25 protein-coding genes and 1 pseudogene are annotated in these 18,820 nt (G+C 61.2%); all 26 read right to left on the bottom strand.

The annotated features are described in order from the left end of the window. Positions 1-15: 15 nt before the first annotated feature. The gene (locus ABC831_RS11115; RefSeq protein ID WP_343248193.1) at positions 16-297 is read right to left on the bottom strand and encodes a hypothetical protein; all 282 of its coding nucleotides are present in this window, start codon (positions 295-297) and stop codon (positions 16-18) included. A gap of 12 nt (positions 298-309) precedes the next feature. Beyond that, positions 310-2,241, bottom strand: a complete 1,932-nt coding sequence (locus ABC831_RS11110; RefSeq protein WP_343248192.1) for a phage terminase large subunit family protein — start codon at positions 2,239-2,241, stop codon at positions 310-312. Beyond that, positions 2,225-2,797, bottom strand: coding sequence for a protoporphyrinogen oxidase (locus ABC831_RS11105; protein WP_343248191.1), 573 nt, complete (start codon positions 2,795-2,797; stop codon positions 2,225-2,227). Before ABC831_RS11105 ends, ABC831_RS11110 begins: the two co-directional genes overlap by 17 nt. A gap of 294 nt (positions 2,798-3,091) precedes the next feature. Beyond that, a complete protein-coding gene (locus ABC831_RS11100) occupies positions 3,092-3,814 on the bottom strand; it encodes a hypothetical protein (protein ID WP_343248190.1) in 723 nt (240 codons plus the stop codon). Between the two features lie 82 nt (positions 3,815-3,896). Next, complete coding sequence (locus ABC831_RS11095) at positions 3,897-4,556, bottom strand: hypothetical protein (RefSeq protein WP_343248189.1); 660 nt, start codon at positions 4,554-4,556, stop codon at positions 3,897-3,899. A gap of 313 nt (positions 4,557-4,869) precedes the next feature. Beyond that, complete coding sequence (locus tag ABC831_RS11090; protein ID WP_343248188.1) at positions 4,870-5,355, bottom strand: hypothetical protein; 486 nt, start codon at positions 5,353-5,355, stop codon at positions 4,870-4,872. 22 nt (positions 5,356-5,377) lie between these two features. Further along, positions 5,378-6,715 carry a site-specific DNA-methyltransferase gene (locus ABC831_RS11085; protein ID WP_343248187.1) on the bottom strand — a complete coding sequence of 446 codons (1,338 nt, stop codon included), beginning with the start codon at positions 6,713-6,715 and terminating at the stop codon, positions 5,378-5,380. Next, positions 6,705-7,286 carry a hypothetical protein gene (locus ABC831_RS11080; protein WP_343248186.1) on the bottom strand — a complete coding sequence of 194 codons (582 nt, stop codon included), beginning with the start codon at positions 7,284-7,286 and terminating at the stop codon, positions 6,705-6,707. The genes ABC831_RS11085 and ABC831_RS11080 overlap by 11 nt, the downstream gene beginning before the upstream one ends. Next, on the bottom strand, positions 7,264-7,926 hold the full coding sequence (locus tag ABC831_RS11075; protein WP_343248185.1) for a hypothetical protein: 663 nt from the start codon (positions 7,924-7,926) through the stop codon (positions 7,264-7,266). Before ABC831_RS11075 ends, ABC831_RS11080 begins: the two co-directional genes overlap by 23 nt. Before the next feature lie 2 nt (positions 7,927-7,928). Beyond that, positions 7,929-8,183, bottom strand: coding sequence for a hypothetical protein (locus ABC831_RS11070; protein ID WP_343248184.1), 255 nt, complete (start codon positions 8,181-8,183; stop codon positions 7,929-7,931). A gap of 57 nt (positions 8,184-8,240) precedes the next feature. After that, a complete protein-coding gene (locus ABC831_RS11065; RefSeq protein WP_343248183.1) occupies positions 8,241-8,984 on the bottom strand; it encodes a hypothetical protein in 744 nt (247 codons plus the stop codon). An 18-nt stretch (positions 8,985-9,002) separates the two neighbouring features. Continuing rightward, positions 9,003-9,578 (bottom strand): replication protein, encoded by a 576-nt coding sequence (locus ABC831_RS11060; RefSeq protein WP_343248182.1) that lies wholly within the window; start codon positions 9,576-9,578, stop codon positions 9,003-9,005. Positions 9,579-9,627: 49 nt separating this feature from the next. Continuing rightward, complete coding sequence (locus tag ABC831_RS11055) at positions 9,628-9,915, bottom strand: DNA gyrase (RefSeq protein ID WP_343248181.1); 288 nt, start codon at positions 9,913-9,915, stop codon at positions 9,628-9,630. 3 nt (positions 9,916-9,918) lie between these two features. Then, positions 9,919-10,101 (bottom strand): hypothetical protein, encoded by a 183-nt coding sequence (locus ABC831_RS11050; RefSeq protein ID WP_343248180.1) that lies wholly within the window; start codon positions 10,099-10,101, stop codon positions 9,919-9,921. Positions 10,102-10,118: 17 nt separating this feature from the next. Beyond that, a pseudogene (locus tag ABC831_RS11045) lies at positions 10,119-10,782 on the bottom strand (DNA N-6-adenine-methyltransferase). After that, positions 10,779-11,390: a Holliday junction resolvase RecU gene (locus ABC831_RS11040; RefSeq protein ID WP_343248179.1), complete on the bottom strand. Its 612-nt coding sequence runs from the start codon at positions 11,388-11,390 to the stop codon at positions 10,779-10,781. Before ABC831_RS11040 ends, ABC831_RS11045 begins: the two are co-directional and overlap by 4 nt. After that, a complete protein-coding gene (locus ABC831_RS11035) occupies positions 11,387-11,914 on the bottom strand; it encodes a DUF7768 domain-containing protein (RefSeq protein ID WP_343248178.1) in 528 nt (175 codons plus the stop codon). Before ABC831_RS11035 ends, ABC831_RS11040 begins: the two co-directional genes overlap by 4 nt. Next, a complete protein-coding gene (locus ABC831_RS11030) occupies positions 11,911-12,819 on the bottom strand; it encodes a DNA-methyltransferase (RefSeq protein ID WP_343248177.1) in 909 nt (302 codons plus the stop codon). The genes ABC831_RS11035 and ABC831_RS11030 overlap by 4 nt, the downstream gene beginning before the upstream one ends. Next, positions 12,816-13,496 carry a replicative helicase loader/inhibitor gene (locus ABC831_RS11025; protein ID WP_343248176.1) on the bottom strand — a complete coding sequence of 227 codons (681 nt, stop codon included), beginning with the start codon at positions 13,494-13,496 and terminating at the stop codon, positions 12,816-12,818. Before ABC831_RS11025 ends, ABC831_RS11030 begins: the two co-directional genes overlap by 4 nt. Next, on the bottom strand, positions 13,493-14,374 hold the full coding sequence (locus tag ABC831_RS11020; protein ID WP_343248175.1) for a hypothetical protein: 882 nt from the start codon (positions 14,372-14,374) through the stop codon (positions 13,493-13,495). Before ABC831_RS11020 ends, ABC831_RS11025 begins: the two co-directional genes overlap by 4 nt. Positions 14,375-14,451: 77 nt before the next feature. Continuing rightward, positions 14,452-14,811, bottom strand: a complete 360-nt coding sequence (locus ABC831_RS11015; RefSeq protein ID WP_343248174.1) for a single-stranded DNA-binding protein — start codon at positions 14,809-14,811, stop codon at positions 14,452-14,454. Beyond that, the gene (locus ABC831_RS11010) at positions 14,804-15,688 is read right to left on the bottom strand and encodes an ERF family protein (protein ID WP_343248173.1); all 885 of its coding nucleotides are present in this window, start codon (positions 15,686-15,688) and stop codon (positions 14,804-14,806) included. The genes ABC831_RS11015 and ABC831_RS11010 overlap by 8 nt, the downstream gene beginning before the upstream one ends. Continuing rightward, positions 15,688-16,413, bottom strand: a complete 726-nt coding sequence (locus ABC831_RS11005; RefSeq protein ID WP_343248172.1) for a spore cortex-lytic protein — start codon at positions 16,411-16,413, stop codon at positions 15,688-15,690. Before ABC831_RS11005 ends, ABC831_RS11010 begins: the two co-directional genes overlap by 1 nt. Before the next feature lie 4 nt (positions 16,414-16,417). Next, complete coding sequence (locus tag ABC831_RS11000) at positions 16,418-17,164, bottom strand: 3'-5' exonuclease (RefSeq protein ID WP_343248171.1); 747 nt, start codon at positions 17,162-17,164, stop codon at positions 16,418-16,420. Further along, positions 17,157-18,473 (bottom strand): SUMF1/EgtB/PvdO family nonheme iron enzyme, encoded by a 1,317-nt coding sequence (locus ABC831_RS10995; protein ID WP_343248170.1) that lies wholly within the window; start codon positions 18,471-18,473, stop codon positions 17,157-17,159. The genes ABC831_RS11000 and ABC831_RS10995 overlap by 8 nt, the downstream gene beginning before the upstream one ends. Positions 18,474-18,620: 147 nt before the next feature. Beyond that, positions 18,621-18,809 carry a hypothetical protein gene (locus ABC831_RS10990; RefSeq protein ID WP_343248169.1) on the bottom strand — a complete coding sequence of 63 codons (189 nt, stop codon included), beginning with the start codon at positions 18,807-18,809 and terminating at the stop codon, positions 18,621-18,623. Positions 18,810-18,820: the final 11 nt, after the last annotated feature.

Raw genomic sequence — 18,820 nt, 5'->3', positions numbered from 1 at the left:
CCGGCGTTTACCCGTTTACCAGTCGCGGGGGACGACGCCCACCGCACGCCGGGGCCTTTGCCCGGCCAGCTCTGCCTCCAGTTCGTCCACGCGCTTGCGCAGCTTGTCGATCTCGGCCTGAATTGCCGCCAGCGACGTGTTGTAGCGCTGGAGGTTCCGGGATCCTATGGTGTAGAGCTGCACGCCGTCCTTGCTGAGCATTTCCTTTTCACGGGCCAGATAAAGCTCCAGCCGTTCCTTGGTCATTTCCAGCTCGCGGCGTATTCTCTGCCGACGGTATTCTGTGATCTGTGCCATGTCCTTGCCTCCTTACCATTCGTCGAAGTATGAGGCCGGGGCTCTTGCCCGGCTCTGCTGCGGTGCTGCAGCTTTCTTCGGCTTGCTTTTGTCTGGCAGGTTTTTGAGCCGTCTCTCCACCGCCAGCGTGTCGGGGTCTATGATCTTGAAGCCCGCCAGCGCGTAGTTGCGGCAGTCGAGGGCCTCGTTCCTGTTATGTCCCGGCAGCTTCACCCACGCCCAGCGGTTGCCCCGCTTGGTCTGAGTGAGCTCCAGCTTCTCGGACAGCAGCCCGTTGAAGTAGTACGAGTCGTAGCCGTAGGACTCGCCACGGGGGAAGTGACAGAACTTCGGGCCGGGTTCCTGCACTTTTACGTTTGACATGATCGCGGTTTTGCCCGCGTCCACGCCGAGGGTGTAGAGCCAGCAGGTGATCCGCTTATTATCCCGGATCGCCACCTTGGAGGGAGGCGTCACGAAGGGGATCCCGTCGCCGCCTTTGCCCTTGATCGCAAAAACGCGCTTATTTTTTCGGATCCGGCACTCGGTATAAACTTCTTGCGTATAGTGGCCGCCAGAGTCCACGCAGGTGATCGAGATCCGCAGCCCGCGCCCGGAGTCTTTGAAGTGGTAAACGTGGTCGATCACGTCGTCGAGCTGCTGCCACACTTCGGGGTTGTCGGGTTTCCCCATGATGTAGCCCTTTTTGATCCCCCACGTCTCGCCGTAGTGCCCGTGGCCCACGACTTCGTACTCCAGCCGGTTGTCCTGCGTGTCCACGCCGCAGGTGAGCACCAGCACGCCCTCCGGCAGCTCCACCGGGGAGCCGTCGGCGTTGGTGCCGTAGTCCTCGCGGCGGGCCAGCATGGTGTCCTCGTCCATAATGTCGCCGCGATCCTCCCAGAGCTCGCCCAGCAGCGTGTTGTAGACGACTTTCAGCCGTTGCGGGTCGTCCTTAGCTTGCAGAAATTTGAGCACGATCTTGGCCCATGGCGTCCACGGTGACGAGAAGGCGTTCAGCCAGAAGGAGCGCACGCCCTCGGCGTAGGCGTCAGGGTTCTGCGCGATCCACTTCGCAGGCTGCTTGCGCATGACTTCCTCCGGTATGAGGACGCCACAATGCGGGCAGGCCCACTCCACGGGGCCGGTGATCTTGTAAACCTTTTTCCCGCGCACCTTGGTGACGGTGTGCTGGAAGTGGATCCGGTCGAATATGATCTCGCCGTACTCGCCGCACTCCGGGCAGCGGTGGCACCACCGTTCCTGTGTGCCTTGGTAGTAGCTGTTCTCAATGTTGGACGCGCCCTTGATCGTCGGCGTTGATACCTCGACGGCCTTCGCGTTGTAGAATGTGGCCTGCCGGGCCTCAGCCAGCGCCCACGGGTCGCCCTCGGTGCCTGCACTCACGGCCCAGCGGTCGCGCTCGTCGCCGAGGATATAGCGGGCAGGGGTGGAGGCCAGCGCCGAGGCGCTGTTCGAGCCGGTGATCGTGAGCATACCGCCGGGGAAGGACTTCTGGAGGATCGTGTTCCCGGAGTCCCTCGTCTTTATGTCTGAGACTTTGGCCCTCAGCGTTTTGCTGTCCCGGATCATGGGAGCGATACGCAGCCGCGAGAACTTGCGGGCGTCGTCGAGGGTAGGCTGGACAAAAAGGATCGAGCCGGGGTCTTGGTCGATAATGTAGGCGATAATGTTCAGCTCCAGCTCCGACTTTCCCACCTGAGAAGCTGCCACCATAACGATCTTGCGGATCTTCGGATCCGTGAACGCCTCCATAGGTTCCCGGAGGTAGGGCGTGCGCGAAGTGCGCCACGGGCCTGCCTCTGCGGAGTTTTCCGGCGATAGGCGGCGGTGTCTATCGGCCCATTCTGCCACCGTCAGTTCTTCGGGTGGCTTGAAGTTACGGACAGCCGGGCCTATGGCTGCGTTGAGCTTTTTCGCGGCTTTTTTACTCGTCGCTTTCATCTGCGAGAGCGTCGCTCCAGCCTTCCCGATCCCGCACCCGCCGCTGGTAGACTTCGGGGTCGTATTTATAGCCCGCGAGCTCGTTCAGGATCTTGTAACACTCGGAGCGGATCAGCGCCGAGGCTTCGTTCGCGTTGGACGTTTGCACAATGTCCATAGCGAGGCGGCCCGGCAGCGCCATGATCATGCTGCGGACAGTATAAACGAGGTCGTTCATTACGGCCTCCACGTCCTCGCTCCGGTGCATTTTGCCCTCCAGCTCTTTGAGCTGCATTTCTGCGATCTTGGCCTTGCTCTGTTTGAGGTCGGCCTCGGCCCGCAGCTTGTCGGCCTCAGCCTGCACGGTGTCGGCGCTCTTGCTTTCCTTGCCGTTGGCCTTGTCGCTGAGATACCGGATATACGCCTGCACCGTCGGGAGCAGGTCGAACTTGTACGGCCGGACAGAAGCGGCCGGGATCACGCCGTCCTTGGCGAGCTGCTGCACCCGGCGATCCGTGACGCCGAATAGCTTCGCGATTATTGCCGAGCCTTGCAGGTTTTGTTTGCCTTCTGCCATGGCGTCACCTCCTTTTCCGGGGCTCTGGGCGAAACGAAACGGCCTGAAAAAATTTTTTCGAGTCTGCTCACGTTTTGGGCTCGCGAGCACCGCAGGGCTCTGGCAGCGGTGACAGTACCTTGCCGGGCTTTGGCGTCGTGGTTCGAGCTTCGTCGGCTTCGCTTGCTCGATTTTTCTTCGGCTTTTCTTTTCGCCTTTTCTTTTGGTTTCTTTTGGTTCGTTTGCTTCGCTTTGGTTTGCGTTGCGTTGGCTTGGCTGCTGCTCGTGGCCTGCTGGTGTGGTCGCTGGCTTGGCTTACTTCATGGCCTGTTGTATGTAGTGCTCGAATCTCTTTTCGAGGTTGGTCGCGATCAGCTCTTCGATCGTGTCCTTGGCTCGGCCGCTTATCATCTGCGGCACGGACAGGGTGCGCACGGCCTCAATGGGTGTGCGGCCCTCGGCAGTCCTCTGGAATGGGAGAACACTCCCCCCGTTTCCTGCGGCCACGAAGGTGCCGGGGCTCATGCTGGCGCGGCCCCCTTTCAGTATGGTGGCCTTGACTGTGTACTTCTTGGGCGGCCTTACCATAGCGACGGGCGAGCCTTTGGCCGTGGCAATAGCTTGGCCGGGCACTCTGATCTGTTTCGCCTGCTGAGTAGTCGGCCGAGACTTCGGGCTCATTTTGAAGTGCGTCGGCGTCAGCGTTCTGCCCTTGTATTCGAGAGAAGCCCCGGCGACTGATACCCCGGCCACACTTATGTGGGAGGCCCCCTTTTTCTTTTTGGGCCCCGCCTCATTTATGGCGGCCGTGTCCACGCCATAGTGCTCCCGGATCCCTTTCGATACCCACGCGGGCGCTCTGCTGGTGAAGTCGTTCACGGTTTTCTGGAGAGCTGTCTCGCCGCCTTTTTCCAGCTTGGCGAGCTGCTTCGCCAGTTTGTCGCCGTTCTTCATGGTGACAGTGAACGCGCCAGAGGTGCGCCGAGCTGAGCCAGTAAAAAAGAGGTCACTCATGGCGGCCCCTCCTTTCTCTCTCAAAATTTGCCCTCCCCCCCGGTGTTTTTCTGGGGGTTTTGGCATAAGAAAAACCGCCTCGGTTTTCCCTTGGCGGTCTATGCTTTTATTCCTGTTTTCCGTCTTTCCTGAATTTGTGGACGTTTCCGTCCGGCATTGTTGCCACTATGGTGTCGCCTGCGAGCTCTATCTTAAAAGAGAGCGCTCCGTGTGCTGTTGTCCGGTACTTTATTTTCTTTTTCCAGCCTTTCAGCGTTTCCAGATCTAACACCTTAATGATCGCCGCCTCCAGATCGTCGTCGCTGTCTGTGTCGTAAATTACGGCGCAGAGCTCTGGGGCGATCAGGCAGGCGTTTGGGCCGTAGTCCTCGCACATTTTCCTCTGGCTCGCTTTTTCGGCTGTCAAAATGTGCAGAACTCCGTCCTCTGTTAGAGCATACCCGGTTCCGGCGTCTGTGATCAGCGCCGAAGCGACGAGTTCCTCAATTTTTCGGATCCTGAGCCCTTCGTCTTTTCTCGTGAGTGCGATCACGTCGTTTGCGTTGGCGTCCATGCCCTCGTGCAGCATGTACTCACCAGACGGAGAGATCCACGTCTTGTCAGCGTCCAGCCACTCCTTGCCGTTCTTGCAAATAATTCCCGGTGTGCCGTCCGCGTTTCTTGCTGTGACTTCCCATTCTGGTGTCTGCGGCTTTTCCTGCGCCGCTTTTTTCCCTTGCTTCGGATTGAGAATGTCGTCCCATAGACTGAGTTTTTTGTTTCCCATGATAATAACCTCCTGCGGTTTTGCTTTAGTCATCTTTGGGATATTATAGCACGCCGGGCTCTTATTTATCAATCCTATGTGGGGCGGTATTGACGGAAAAGCCGCCCGGAGGGGCTGGTTTCCCTCCTTGGCGGTTTGCCATTGTATAGTGTAGCATTTGCTTTTATTCCCTTTTGTCCCCTTTTATCCCTTTTTATCCCCTGTGAGCGTCCTGCTGCCTCTCTGGGCCTCCTTTTCCGGTGTGGATAATTTGCCCGCCGGGGACGCAAAAAGCCCGCCGTCGGCCGCTGTGTGGCTTCTGGTGGGCTTCTTTTTATTGCCTGCTCTTGTATATCCGGGTGAGAGATTGCAGCGCGGATCCGTGAATTTTGAATGTCCTTTTTAGGTACCGCTTTTCGTAGCTGTCGTAGTCCGGTTCTTCTCCGAAAAGCGTCGTGCTGATTGTCCACCACTTCACGCCGTCAAGATACCGCATTTGGATCACGATCTGCTCGTCTGGCTTTTCCATGAGGTCGATCAGTTCCTCCAGCTCGTGCCGGAGCTCCCGCTCGTCCTGCTCCATGCGTCTGATCTTTTCCTCCAGCTCCAGCTTGCGGATCACTTGGCGCTCTGTTTTGCTGGAGCCGTCCCCGCCGCCGCTCGGCAGTCCGGTGAGGTTTGGAGCTGAGGGTGAGTCCATGGTCAGCGTGAGACTCTCCAGACGCTTGATCGCGTTATCTATTTTCCGCTGGAGGGCCGCGAAGCTCTCCAGCTTGTGCTTTATGGCGTCCGTTTCCTTCGGCTGTCTTTCCTTGTCCATGGCCTCCACCTCCTTTTTCGTGTTATTCGTTGAATATGCCCTCGTATTGCTCACGGCTCAGGGCCTTGCCTTTCCTTATGAGCTGGATCCCGGTCGTCTTGCCTGTGGTCTTAATGTAGCGCCGCACGATCACGTCCACGAAGCCGGGCTCCATTTCCATGATAAACGACGGCTGCCCGGCGCTCTCGGCCGCGATCAGAGTCGTGCCGGATCCTCCGAAGGTGTCGAGGACTCCCTCGGCCCACTCGGTATTGTCCAGCAGCTTCTCCAGTATTTCGACGGGCTTCTGCGTCGGGTGTAGCTCATTCCCGGAGCGTGTGGCCTCCAGCACGTTGCCGTAGCCCTTGTGGTTGTCCCACTTCGGCTTGGTGCGGTGTGCGAACATGACGAGCTCGTGCTGCGTCCTCCAGCCCATTCCCATGCCCGGCGTTTTCTTATTCCACACGATCATGTTTTTGACTCCGAAGCCGCTTTCCTCCATTACGTCGTAGAGGTATAGCCACATGCGCCAGTCCGTGAAGCAATACACGACGAGCCCCTCGAAGGATTTCAGCACGTTGCGCATGAGCTGTTGATATCCTCGCGTGCTGAGTGTGTCGTTCGCGATCGTTACCTCGATCTCTTTCCCTTTGCTGTCGTACCGCTTTGTCCCGATACTCCCGGCGCTTCGGCCCGTTTCTTGGAAGCCGCCGGAGCAGTACGGTGGATCGGTGAGCAGGATCTCCGGTTGAGCTCCGTCCAGCAGCAGCTCCCGGTCTTTTTCGTTTGTGGCGTCCCCGCAGACGACGCGGTGGCGGCCGAGGATCCAGAGATCGCCGCGCTGCGTGATCACCTGATCCGGCTCCGGTATGTCCGGTATGTCGTCCGGCTCGGTCAGATCGTTGTGCAGCGCTTCTGACAGCGCCGTGACGAGGCTCTCCACCTCGTCCTCGGTGTAGCCGGTCAGCTCCATGGGGATCTCGCCGGTGTCTATGTCTGCGAAAATGTCGGCCAGCAGCTTTTGGTCGATCTCTGCCAGCTCTGCGATCCGGTTGTCGGCCACCAGATCCGCGTATTCCTCGGCGGTGTTCGCATAGTTCTGGTAGTCCACCGGCACCTCTTTGAGCCCTTCCAGCAGGGCAGCAGAGAGGCGGCCGTGGCCCTTCACTATGAAGCCGGAGAGCTTCGAGACGGTGATCGGCTGCCGCCAGCCGGTTTGCCTTATGATCCGTCCGAGGGCTTGGATCTGGGCGTCCGGGTGTGTGTTCGGGTTCTTTGGGTTCGGCACCAGCTTGGCAGCGTCCACGATCGCGTCATGGGCGCAGAATACTGGCACGCCGTCCGCGTAGCCCTTCGGCTCTGCCTCTGTCTTATACTCCATGATCCCCGCCTCCTTTCAGTTTTTCGAGCGCTGCCTGCCGGATCCTCTCTTGCAGGTGCTTGTCCGTCTCTCCCTTGAAGCGCCGGAGCGAGTATTTCCGGGCTATGTTGTCGAGGCTCTGGCCGGTGGCCGGTTTAAGTGCTGCCTGCATATTTACCGTGTCCAGAGTCCGGGCCGCTTTCAGGATCCTGCGCTTGTAGCTCTGGTTTTTCTCGCCCTGCTGCCGCCTCACGCCATAGATCGGGCCGATACTGTTCAGCGTGAGCCCCTCCATGGAGTCCCAGAGGGAGCGGGCTATCCTGCGGCGGCGTTCCCGCTCCCGGTGCTGCTTCATGGCCCGGCAGAAGATATGAGCGCCCACCGCCAGCAGTATGAAGGCCGCCATGGTGGCGAAGGAGATCCAGAAGTAACTCAGCAGCACGGCGGGCCAGCCCCATGACACGCGGCCTGCTGCCTTCTGGTAGATCAGGATCGCCTCGCCCCCTGCCGAGATCAGGAAGTAAAGGAGCCACACGACGGCTCCCGCTCCGTTTCCTGCGTTTTTCCTCTCATTTTCTGTGTTTGCGTTCACGTTCGGCCCTCCTTCTTTGCGCCCGGTTCCCGCCGGGCTTCTGCGCTGGCCTGCTTTGCTGGAAGGGGAGCACAAGCCCCGCTTTCAGTGCGCACTCAGTACAGAGCAGCTGCACGGCCTGTTCCTTCTGGAGCCTGTCGGCCTCCGGGTGCTTCCAGCACTTCTGGCCGCAGGCCGGGCACTCTATGAGCTGCCAGTCCGGGTGGTTGGCCTTGGTGTCCCCGTTCAGGTTCTTGTCGAGCGGCAGGCAGAGGATCCCGCCCTTGTCGCTGTCCTTTCTCGGTCTGAGGTCGATCCCGTGGGCGAGCAGGTTCTCGCGGGCGTCGTTTTTCTGTTCTTCCTGCTTTACCTCGACGATCTCCACCTTGTCCGGCTCCAGCACGAACGAGCCCTGCGGCTCCCAGTCCTTTGCCTTCCATGCTGCGGTGAAGTCCTCCAGCGTCTCGTAGGCGCTCAGGCCCGCGTCGTTCTCTGTCTGCCATACGGTCAGCATGACGGCCTCGTCGTCCTCGTCCTCCCAGCCGTAGAGGTGCCAGTTTTCGGGATCGTAGTCCCACTGGGAGAAGTAGAGCGTGTGGCCGTCAATGGGCCAGCCTGTCCCGCTCACGCGGCCGGTGATTATTTTCGGTTTATATTCCATGGTCATGTCCTCCCTCTGAAATTGTCCGGGGCGTCGCAGGTGCTCCAGTGTGGCGTATAGCCCCAGCTCTTGGCCTCTGCCGGATCCTTCACGGCCTCGCAGCTTATCACGTCCCCGGCGGGCGTTACCAGCTTTAGGCTGCCGCCCGGCTTGATCCGGTAGTTGATCGGCTTCGGGTCGCACGGCATACTTTTTCCGGCCCGCGTCTTTATCCAGAGGATCGGCCTCCCGCAGCTTTTACACGTTCCTTGGTTCATGGTTTCCTCCTTCCACGCCAGCGGGAGGGCCCACGGGAGCCCTCCCCGGTCGGTTCTTTATGCAATAATGGTGAGCCGCTCCCGGTCTGGAATGTCGGCCAGCTGCTCCACGAGGTAGCGCTTCACGTTCTCGACGGCCTGAGACTTCCAGAGGCCGCCGTCTGCTGCCACCAGCTTGAATACCGGAGCGCCGCCGCGTCCCTCTCCGATACGGAACACGAACTCGCTCGCGGGCTGCTCCACTTCCAAAAAGGTGCGGTAGGGGATCAGCTTCACCGGGTTGGGGACGAGCGCCGACTCCTTGGTGGTTACTCCGGTTTTGATCACCGCCTGCTGCGTGATCCCGTCGTCGGAGTAGGTGGCCTGCTGCGTGTTCACGATATTGCTCGCCATGACGGTGACGGCCTCGCGGTCGTCGCTCGGTGCAAAGCATGACTGCATGGAGACGAGAAAAGCCTCTTGCTCATACTCCCGGCCGTAGTCGAACTGCGGCAGCAGGGCGTTCACCTCGAAAAGCGTCTCACGGTCACGCTCCGGCAGCAGGCCGGAGTAGAGCAGCACGTTGGTGGCGCTCACCACCTGAATGATCATGCGATCGCGCAGTTCTTCGCGGCTCTCTTTGATGTAGTCCACCAGAGACGTGAGGGTGGTCGCCCTGATCGGCTCGGCCTTGTCCGCTGCGTCGTAGCGTTTGAGGGTTTTCGTGCAGTATGTCCTCCCGTTGATCTCGACTGTCTCCGGGTGCTCGGCCTTTACGGCCAGATCCGCGATAAAAGCGATCGCTTCTTTGATACCTTCCATGGTCTTGTCCTCCTTCTTTTATGCCTGCGCGGTTTTCCCGCTCATATTTACCACGCGGCCGCCGGTCGTTTGCCGGTCGTCCGCAGTCTGTCCGGCGGTTTCGTACACTTCGCCGGTGTCCGGGTCGTAGTCCCGGCCGGGGATCAGCTTCCCGGCCTGCCGGTTCCTCCGGTTTCTCAGATCCAGAGGCTTGCCGGTCGGCTGCTGCTCGATCTCGGCTTCGTCCTCCGGCTCCGGTTCCCCTTCCTCCTTCGGCATGAGGTCGGGGAGTGACATCTGCCCTCTGATCTGCCCGTCGTACTCGGCGATCTCAATCTCACCGGTGCGAAGGTTGAGGCCCATCACCATTTGCGTGTCGATCGCCTCGGTGGCCGCGAGCTTGGTCGTCACGGCGATCGTGGTGTTTACCACCTGCCGCGACTTGTTGGGCGCGAATTTTATGTTGACGGTGATCCCTCGCTTTGATACGGCGTCGGTGTTCGGGTTTTGGATATTCTCGGCCACCTGCATGAGTGCCTCGTTCAGCTTCTCGGCGAAGGCTCCACCGGCCAGCGTTTCGAGGTTGATATAACTCTGAATTTTTGCTCTGCTCATTTCCTTTTCTCCTTTCTGGGCCGGTTCGTTCCCCGGCGGCCCTCCGAGCTTATGCCTCCACCCGCTGCCACACAGCCTCGGTGGCGTTCGAGTGCGTGGCCTTCCTGCGGCCTACCGTCTTTACCACGCCCATGTCTTTGAGCTCCGAGAGCCTCGGTGCCACATAGTTGCGGTTAAAGAATGGGATCCGGCCTGCTGCCACCAGCTCGTCGGTGATCTCGCTCACTGTCATGGAGCGGGAGCCGAGCACTTCGAGGATCTGGCGGCTGCGCTCCTTGCACTTCGGCAGCACTTCCTCGTAGCTTTCCCGGCGGGTTTGTTTTGTGATCGCGTCCATGGCTTACCTCCTTTCCGGCTTGTCGCCGAGTCTCAGGCAGCGGCCGCGCTGGTATGCCATGCACCTGCTCCCGACGCAGTAGCCGAGCCGCTCCTTTACTGTGTGTTTCAGGTTCCTGTCTCTGTCCCTGCCATAGTTCTGCGCGATCTCCTTCTTGAAGGGACAGAGCTTCCTCCCGTCCTTCACTGTGGTGTCCTCCTTCCTTATGCCGTCCAGACGATCGCCGAGCGCCCGGTGACGCTGCACGCCCGCTTTCCGGCGTTTCTTGCCTTGCCTGCTGCCTGCGCTTTCGTGAGGATCGGCCCCACGTCGCTGCGGCTTACTTTCTGGCCCCTGTCGGCCAGCTCTGCGGCGATCTCGTTCGCCGTCATGGCCTTGCCCTTGATCAGCTCCAGCACCATGTCCCGGACGCTCAGAGCGGTGTCAGGGCTGCGCCACACGATAACGGCAGAAGGGAAGGGCGCTGAGTCCTTGGCGTTGCCGTCCTCGTCCGTGAACTTGATCCGGCCCCGGAGGAAACGCACCTCGGCAGCTTTCCCGCCGAATATGTAGTCATGGAAGTACGAGGTGTCCGTCCGTGCCGGTATGAGCATAACGACGAGCGTGTCTGGTTTCTGGCTTTCCTCGTAGCCCTTGCGCACCCAGTCCTGAATGTGGCGGCCGTATGGAGGATTGCAGAACACGCGATACCCCCCCCCAGTCCTTCGAGAGCCCGTCGTCTGCGGGCGTGTAGTATTTCGCGCACTTGGCGCTTTTATCGGTGGCCGCCGGGTCGAGGTCAAAATGAAATTCACGATCCAGCTCGGCGAAAAGCTCCGGCGGCGTACACCAGCTCAGGTTGTTGCTGCTTAATAATGCGGCGTTCATGTGTTTGCTCCTTCCTGTTCGTTGTATTCCAGCTCTATGCCCTCCAGCAGCTTGATCACTCCCGCGATATACTGCACGCGGTAGGGTTCGAGCTCGTCCTGTTTCATGTGTTTGTGCCCGTATATGTCCTTCATGTCCCGCCAGACTTCCCACGGCACCCGGTAGAAGTCTTGGAGCCCGAAGCTCACCACGACGAAGGCAGCAGCGCCGAGCTGGTGGTGTTTGCTCAGGCTCTCGATCTGCTCTTGCGTGAGGCGACTCTGCTCGATCCGGTCGCTGTCGGTGTGCTTGGCCTCGAATACCACGGCCCGGCCCCCGGTGAGCGTGCCCTTAAAATCAGGCTGCCCGGCCTTGGTGTAGCAGGCGAGGAACTGCCCCTGCCGGTTCGGTGGTCGGAGCGGGCGCATGGGCTCCGGGGTCTTTTCCACGAAGGCCACGCCCTTGTCCTTATACCAGAGCAGGCTCGCGGCGATCATGTTCTCGAAGTGTTCCCCGGCCCGCTTGCTCTGGAGTCCCTTCTGGCTCCGGCAGACGTTGGAGAGGGCGGTCGCAGCTGTCGGATCCGGGTAGCCCTCGCGGTTCTTTCCCGGCACCGTGTCCCAGCTCACGGCGTCGCCTCCACGGTCATGTCCTTGCCGGGGTTTCGCCTGAGCTGCTTCGCCAGCTCCATGATCACCTCGCCGCTGATCCGCACGGTGGTGGACTCAATGGCCGCCACGCCGTTGAAGTTGCCGACGTGGGAGGGGAGCGTGATCAGGGCGTCGCCCAGCTCGTCCTCGTCCTCTGCTGCAGCAGCCTTCTGGCTCCGGTACACCTCGGCAGCGTCCCGGATCGAGATCCCGTGCGCCTCTGCGTATTCGATCTCGCGCCTCATGCCCTCGCTGGGGTTCTCGATCCCGTACACCCAGAGCTCGTCGCATATATCCAGCAGCGCGAGGCCCAGCTCCATGCCGAGCTCCCTCTCGGCCGGGATCGTGTCGTCCGTGAACTGCGTACAATAGACGTGGGGCGCGATCGGCACCACGTCCGGCCAGAGCTCTGCGGCCTCCCGGCAGTAGCCCTGAGCCTTGGTGATGTTCTTCTCCATGTCTCCCCTGCATGGGGAGCAGATATAAATAAACCGTTTTCTCATGGTCTTGCTCCTTCCTGCTGCATAGCGGCCCGGATCCGCTGCTCGCTCAGTTTTGTGTATTCCGGGTTGATCTCTATCCCGATAAAGTCCCGGCCTTCCTGCACGGCCACGGCTCCAGCTGTCCCGCTCCCCATGAAGGGATCCAGAACGGTGCCGCCGGGCCTGCTGCCTGCTAAAATACACGGCCGGGCCAGATCCTCCGGGAATGTGGCGAAGTGTGCGCCCTTGTAGGGCCTCGTGGCGATCGTCCATACGCTGCGCCGGTTCCTTTTGCCTGTCTCGTTCGGGACGAGGCCGTGGCCCTGCCTCTCAATGCTCGCGCCGTTCTCCTTGGCTTGGTCGTGCGTGTAGGCCGTGCCGCCTCTGAATGTCCCGGAGTTCCCGCGCCGCCTTGCGTTCGGGTTCTGGCTGCCGGGGAAGCCGACGGCCGGTTCCTTTATGGCTTCGGCGTCGTAGTAGTACCGCTCGGACTTGCTGAGCAGAAAGACGTACTCGTGGGCCCGTGTCGGCCGGTCTTTGCAGCTCTCCGGCATGGCGTTGGGCTTCTGCCAGATAATGTCGGCCCGGAGGTGCCAGCCGTCTGCCCTTAATGCGAAGGCCAGCAGCCACGGGATCCCGATCAGGTCTTTGCGCTTGTAGCCGGTCGGCTGCGTGCTGGAGCGGGCGGCGTAGCTGTCGCCCATATTGAGCCAGAGCGTGCCGTCGTCTTTCAGGACTCTGCGCACCTCCCGGAACACTTCGGCGAGCCTCTCGACGTACTCGTCCGGCGTTCCTTCGAGGCCGATCTGTCCGGGCGTGTTGTAGTTCCTCAGCCCGAAGTAGGGCGGCGAGGTCACGCAGGTGCTGCAGCAGCAGGCCGGGAGCTTTTTCAGTTCCTCCAGCGCGTCGCCGGTTATTAGCTTCACTCGTCCACCTCCCCGGCTTCCAGCTGCGGCCGTCCTGCTGCCTCCAGTGCCCGCTCATACCAGCCGTAGGAGAGCCGGTTCATGCGTTCGTCGTGCTCCCGGCGATCCTGCTCGCGGGTTTCGAGTAGCCTCTGGCCTCTGTCCGGGAGGGCGGCCGCCGCCTTGTCGATCTGTGCGGTGATTGCCTCCGGCGTCATGGCCCGCTGCCGCTCCCGCTCGTACATTGGCCCGTATTGCTGCACGAAGGCCACGCGATCCATGCCGGGCTTGCCGCCCACGCAGTAGCTCCGGTGCATTTCCCAGAGGTTGCCCCAGCCGATCGTCTCGACTGCGCGGGCCACGAGGGGCGGGAGCTGACTCTGGAGGTCGCCGTGGTTATGTTCTCCGACGGTGTGCAGCAGGTCGCTGACTGCCGCCCACGCCTTGTCCGGCGGTATGAGATCGGGCCGCTGGATCTCCAGCATGATCTCCCGGAGCTCAGCCACACTCGGCGGCCATTTGCTCGTTGCTATGTGCTTATTGAGCGCCAGCGCCACGATCCGGCCGTCGTCTGCTGCGAACATTGTCGCCCAGAGGTTCACTGTGGCCGTGACTGCCTGCTCGTCTCTGAATTTGTCATAGTTGGGGTAGGCGGTGACGACGATCGCCACCAGCCGTGCCGCGTCTGCCTTGGTCAAAACAGGCCGCCCCCTTCCTCGTCTGCGATTATCCCCGCCAGCACGCCCATGGTGTCGGGCTTGCCCGTCCTCTGGTATGCTGTAGGCCCGCTCTGCGGCAGCTCGTCGTCCCAGCGGCCCTGATTGAGCCATGTCGCCGGGTGCGGGATAAAGCGGCCAGCTTCCCGCTGCCATTGGTCTGACTCCTTGGCGGCCGTCACAGCTGCCATGATCCTGTCGAACAGTTCGGCATCCGGCTTGATCCGCTTCCACGATTTGAGCGCCGCCTGCTTTCCGACTTTCCTCGGATAGAGTTTCCAGAACTCGGCAAACCGTCGTTCCTGCGTGTCGGGTTTCTTCTCCGTCGCGGGGGCAGGGGGGAGATCCCCCTCTGTAGGTGTACTCTGGTTTTCTCTTGTCTGGTCTACTCTACTTTGGTTTACTCTGCCTGCGGTCTTTTGGCGGTCGTCCCGCTGCCCGTCCTCGGTCTGTCCGGTGGTCTGTCCGGCGGTCGTCCGGCGGTCGCTTGCTGCGTCAGCAGCAGCGGCAGCGCGGCGGCGTCTGGAGCGGTTCTTTTCGGCTTCCCTCTGGTCGATCAGCTTCCCGGTGTACTCGTACCAGTCGTGGAGCTGCATGTTTCCGTCGCTTTCCACGTCCAGAAGGCCCGCGTGCGCCATGGCCTCCACGAACTTGCCCGGCTCGCCGTTCCACTGGGCGGCCCTTGCGATCATGCGGTCGCTGATACCTGCGAGGGATCCGCTCGGTGTATTGTCCAGCGCCCAGAGCCAGAATGAGATCAGCAGGCCGAGCATGTGCGCGGGCTCAATTTCGAGCTCGTCGGCAGCAGCCAGCAGCTTGCGGTGATCTTTGAGTTGTTGGTGTACTTGGATCCACGCCACTGTGCGCACCTCCTTTCACGGTTGTTTTGCGGTCTGTCCGGTGGTCGTCCGGCGGTCGTTCTCCGGTCGTCCTCCGGTTATGCGAAGTCCTGCCCGCCATAGTCTCCACCGCCTGCTTCCCGGTTGTTCGAGTCTGCGAAGTAGAGGCGGGAGGCGATCACCTCGACGACTTTGTGTGTCTTACCGTCTGCGCCCTGATATTTCCGGGTGGAGAGACGGCCCTCGACGACGATCTGGCGGCCCTTGGCGAGCCATTTCGCTGCGAACTCGGCCTGATCCCTCCAGCACACGATCGGTATGTAGTCTGGCGGCGTGTCCCGCTCCTTGCTCGGCACCTGCACCGCGAGGTCGAAGCTCGCCACCGGTGTGCCTCCCTGCGTGTATCTGAGTTCAATGTCCTGAGCCAGTCGGCCCAGAAGTCCCACATGGTTATACATTGGCGGTTCCTCCTTGTTCTTGTCTTTGTCTCCTTGCTTCGTCCAGCCGGTTGCAGATTTCATCATACTGGGCCCGCGTCATCATGTGCGGGTCTTGCTTCCCATACTGCTGCGCGATCTGCGCGTCGATCTGCTGCTGGGTGATCCCGGCGTCCTCGCCTTTGCGGTACATGCGCGAGAGCTGGGCGTCGGTGAGGGGCTTCTGGGCCCCGCTTTGCCCGTTCTGCGGCCTCTGGGCCTGCTGCTGGGTATTTCTACCCGCCTGGGCGTTCTGAGGCGCTGTGGGGCGCTGGGCGGCTTGTGGCGCTGCTTCTGAGCTGTGGTCTGCCATGTCCGGGTCGTCGTCGCCCTGATCTATGCCGAATTTCTCGAAAAGGTAATATTTGAGGCAGTACGTCCACGCCGAGCCCTTGGCCTTGTCCGGGCCGCTGTCATTGGTGCCGATCGCGTGGAGCGTCACCTCCAGCGTGTCCTTGGGGTTGTCTGCGTTCGTCCAGCGGATCGTGAGGTCTGCCTCGTACACCCAGACGACGCGCTCGCCGTTTCTGGTGCGCTGCATATAGCTGGAGAAGTACGCGGGATCCCCGTTCTCTGCGTGCCGTGTGGCTGCCTCGCCCACTATGTCGAAGTTCACGCCGTAGGTGTTCATGGCCGGGGTGAGCAGCTGGTAAACGTCGTAGATCTTCGCGAACTTGTAGCTCACGCCCTCCGAGTGCTGCCGCTGCACAATGGCCGGTACCGCTTCCCGGAGCCGGACAAACTTCTCTTGCAAGCTCATGGCCGTGCCCGTTTTCTTGGCGGTTGTCTGGGCTGCTGCCTTGGTCTGCTTTGCTGCGGGTGTCGGCCCTCTTGCGTCTTGTTCCTGTTCTTTGTTCATCAGTCTGCTGCCTCCTTGAAAAACTTGTGGCCGTTGATCGTCAGGACGTAAACCTGCGTCTCGTGCCAGCTCCCGGACGCGATCGCCGGGGCGTAGAAGTATTTGATCGGTTCGCTGGTTGCCACCTCTCCGAAGTCGAACACGGCCTGCACGGCCTCCAGCGCCTCCCATGTGGGATCCGGCCGCCTCTTGGCGTAGCTGTACTTGGCGAACACTTCGGAGGGTCGGATCCCTTCGTCCTCACATGTCTGGAGCACACACTGGGCCACGGCCACCTTGCCAGCGAGAGGCTCGCCCTCTGCCTCGGCCGTGATCACGCTCGCGATCTCCCAGCGCTCTGCGTCGGTCAGCTCGTAGCGCTTCTCAAATCCGGCCTCGCGGGCCCATGCGTCTGTTAATTCCTGCCATGATACCGGCGTTCCGTCGCCGTTGTTGAAGTAGTAGGTCGGCGGCTCCGTCCCCGGTGCGGTGGTTTCCTGTGGTGGCAGCGTGCTGTCCGCTGCCTCCGTGGTGTCCGGGGCCTTGCCCGGCGATATGCTGCGGAAAAGCGCGAACACGGCCACGATCACCACCGCCGCGAGAAGGATCGCCCGCCGGTAGCGCTTGAAAAAGCGGCGGGCCCGGTATATAATGGGCTTAGGCTGTCTGCGCCTTCTGCTTTGATAGCCTCTGGAGGGGCCGCCCGATTGCGCCGGGCGGCTGCTCCTTTTTTCTTGCGCGTTCATGTCTTTACCTCCATTTATTCCTCACGCGGGCCGGGAGCGTGTAGCTGGGGGCCTGCATGTATTTGTTGAAGTTCTGCGGCCAGTAGATCACGCCGGGGAGGCGTCGGCCGCTGACTCCGTACTTCGGGTTGTAGCCGAATATGTTCACATAGCTGAGAAGGTCGGCCCGCTCTGCGTCCATGGCCTTGCATACCTCGAAAAGCGCCGCCACGTCGTCGATCGCCCGGTGCGAGTTCTGCACCTTGCCCTCCAGATTGTAGGCCGCGATCGCGTTCGCCAGCTTGTGCGGGTACTCCCGCCGGTCTTTGTAAACCGTGAGGCTGTCCAGATAGTCGCATGGGCTCAGAATGTCCGCGCCGGGGCTTACTTCCTCCATGTACCGGCCGAGCATTTCCCGCACGAATAGGAGATCGAACTGTGCGTTGTGGGCCACGAGCAGCGTTTTCCCGCCTCCGAAGATCATAGTCGCGAAGGCTGCTGCAGCGTTCCCCTCCGGTATGCCCTCGGCCTCCAGCATGGCGTCCGTGATCCCGGTCAGCTCTGTGATCTGCTCCGGGAGCTTCTGGCCCTCCGGCAGCTTCACGAACATGTCCACGGAGTCGGCCACGCGCAGCAGGCCGCCGCTGCCTTGCTCGATCCTGATCGCCGCCAGCTCTATGATCCGGCAGGTTTCGGCGTCGAGGCCCGTCGTCTCGGTATCAAAGAACACGACGGCCTTGTATTTCCTGAAAATGTCCCGGAGTTCACTCATGGTCTGCCGCCTCCTTCCTGATCGTGATCGTGGTGGTGGTCGCGAGCTGGAGCTGCTGGCTGATCTGCCGGTATATATCGACGCCCGCGTTCACCTGTGCCAGCGTCATGCTCAGCGCTGCGGCCCGCCTGAGTTCCTCGTCCGTGGCCTCGTATGCCTTGCGCGTGAAGGCTTCTGGGTCTTTTCCTCCCGCCGCCTTGTAGAGCTCTGTCAGCTGGCGGGCCAGTATGAGGCGCAGGATCTCCGGCAGCGTCTCCGGGAGCGGGAGAGGGAAGGCGTCGGAGCCGTTCAGCTTTTTGTCGTTGTCCTTGATCTGCTCTTTGAGTTCCTCCGGTGCGCCGCTCAGGTCTGTGGCCTCGTCCAGATTATCCAGAGAGCCAGAGTCTCCAGAGTACCGGACAAAAGCGGGCCGGAAGCCGATGTTCGTGTTGGAGTCCGAGCGGGCATTGCTGCCGTAGAGGCAGAACACGCCCGCGCCCGCGCCGTAGGCCCAGCTGCCCCCGCGAGCCACGCAGCGCTCGCCGTTGGTGTCCAGCCAGAAGTAGTCGCTGCCCTCGTAGCCGTCGGCAGGGTAGAGGCCGAGCCGGATCAGCTCGTCGAGGTTGTCCACCTCTCCGGGCTCCAGATCGGTGAAGTTCACGCCGCAGTAGTCCTTGTCCTCCGGTTCGGTCGCTCTGAGCCAGATCTCGTCGTCTGTCACTTCGTAGTAGATCGGATCCCCGTCCGCTGTGTAGATGTTCACCCACTCCGGGGAGTCCTTCGACTGATCCGCGCCTGCTGCCGCTTCGTTCCTCGGTATCACCTGCACCTTGCCGTCCACGAAGCGGATCCCGCCGACGTGCTCCCAGACGTTGCCGCACATGTCAGCGACGCCCTCGGCCGTGTGGTCGTGGTTCCATGTCACCGGGCCGGATCCCGTCAGCGTCTTGCCGTAGCCGCCCTCGTATGTAGTGCCGGTTTCCTCCGGGTGGCTGTGGCTCTTGCCGCTGTCGGTATTGCCACGGGGGAGGGTGCCGTTTTTGCGGCTCTGGTGTGCCAGCGCGGCCCACTCGTCGTTTGTGGTCAGGTGCCAGCCGGGGCCTTTGGCCTCGCAGAGTCGGATCGCTTCGTCGTGGTTTACGTCCACGGCGGGCTTCTGGAAGGGGAGAGAGTGCGGCACGCCGTCGATCATGGTCGCCGGGTACTTGCCGATCAGGTACGCCTCCACCTTGCGGCCTTTCAGTTCTGCCGGGAGGCCCAGCTCGTCGGGTGTAAACGCCACCATAATGTCGGGGATCCCGCTCTTGTCAAAAATAACCTCGTTTCTCATATGTTCGCTCCTTTCACTTGTCGGCCTCTCACGGCCGTTTATACTTTGCCCGGCACCACGGGCACCGGTAGCCGTACCATGGGATCACGGCCTGCTTGCTTACATTCCATTCGAGCCCGCACTCTTTGCATGTCTCGTAGCGTGCGCTTACGCTCCGGGAGCGAGAACGGGCTCGCGTCGGCCTCTGGCCTCTTTGCTCGTCGCCAGCTGCCCGGCGCTCTCGGCTGCCTCGGCCTCTGCGGCTTTCAGCTTCTTTTCCTGACAGTCGCAGCGCTCGCCGGGATCCAGATTGCTGCCACAATACGGGCAGACTCGGTATGGCGTGCTTTTAGCCATGTGATCACCTC

The sequence above is a fragment of the Diplocloster hominis genome, assembly GCF_032380655.1.
Taxonomy (GTDB): domain Bacteria; phylum Bacillota; class Clostridia; order Lachnospirales; family Lachnospiraceae; genus Diplocloster; species Diplocloster hominis.
This window is presented reverse-complemented; position numbering and strand designations above follow the sequence as displayed.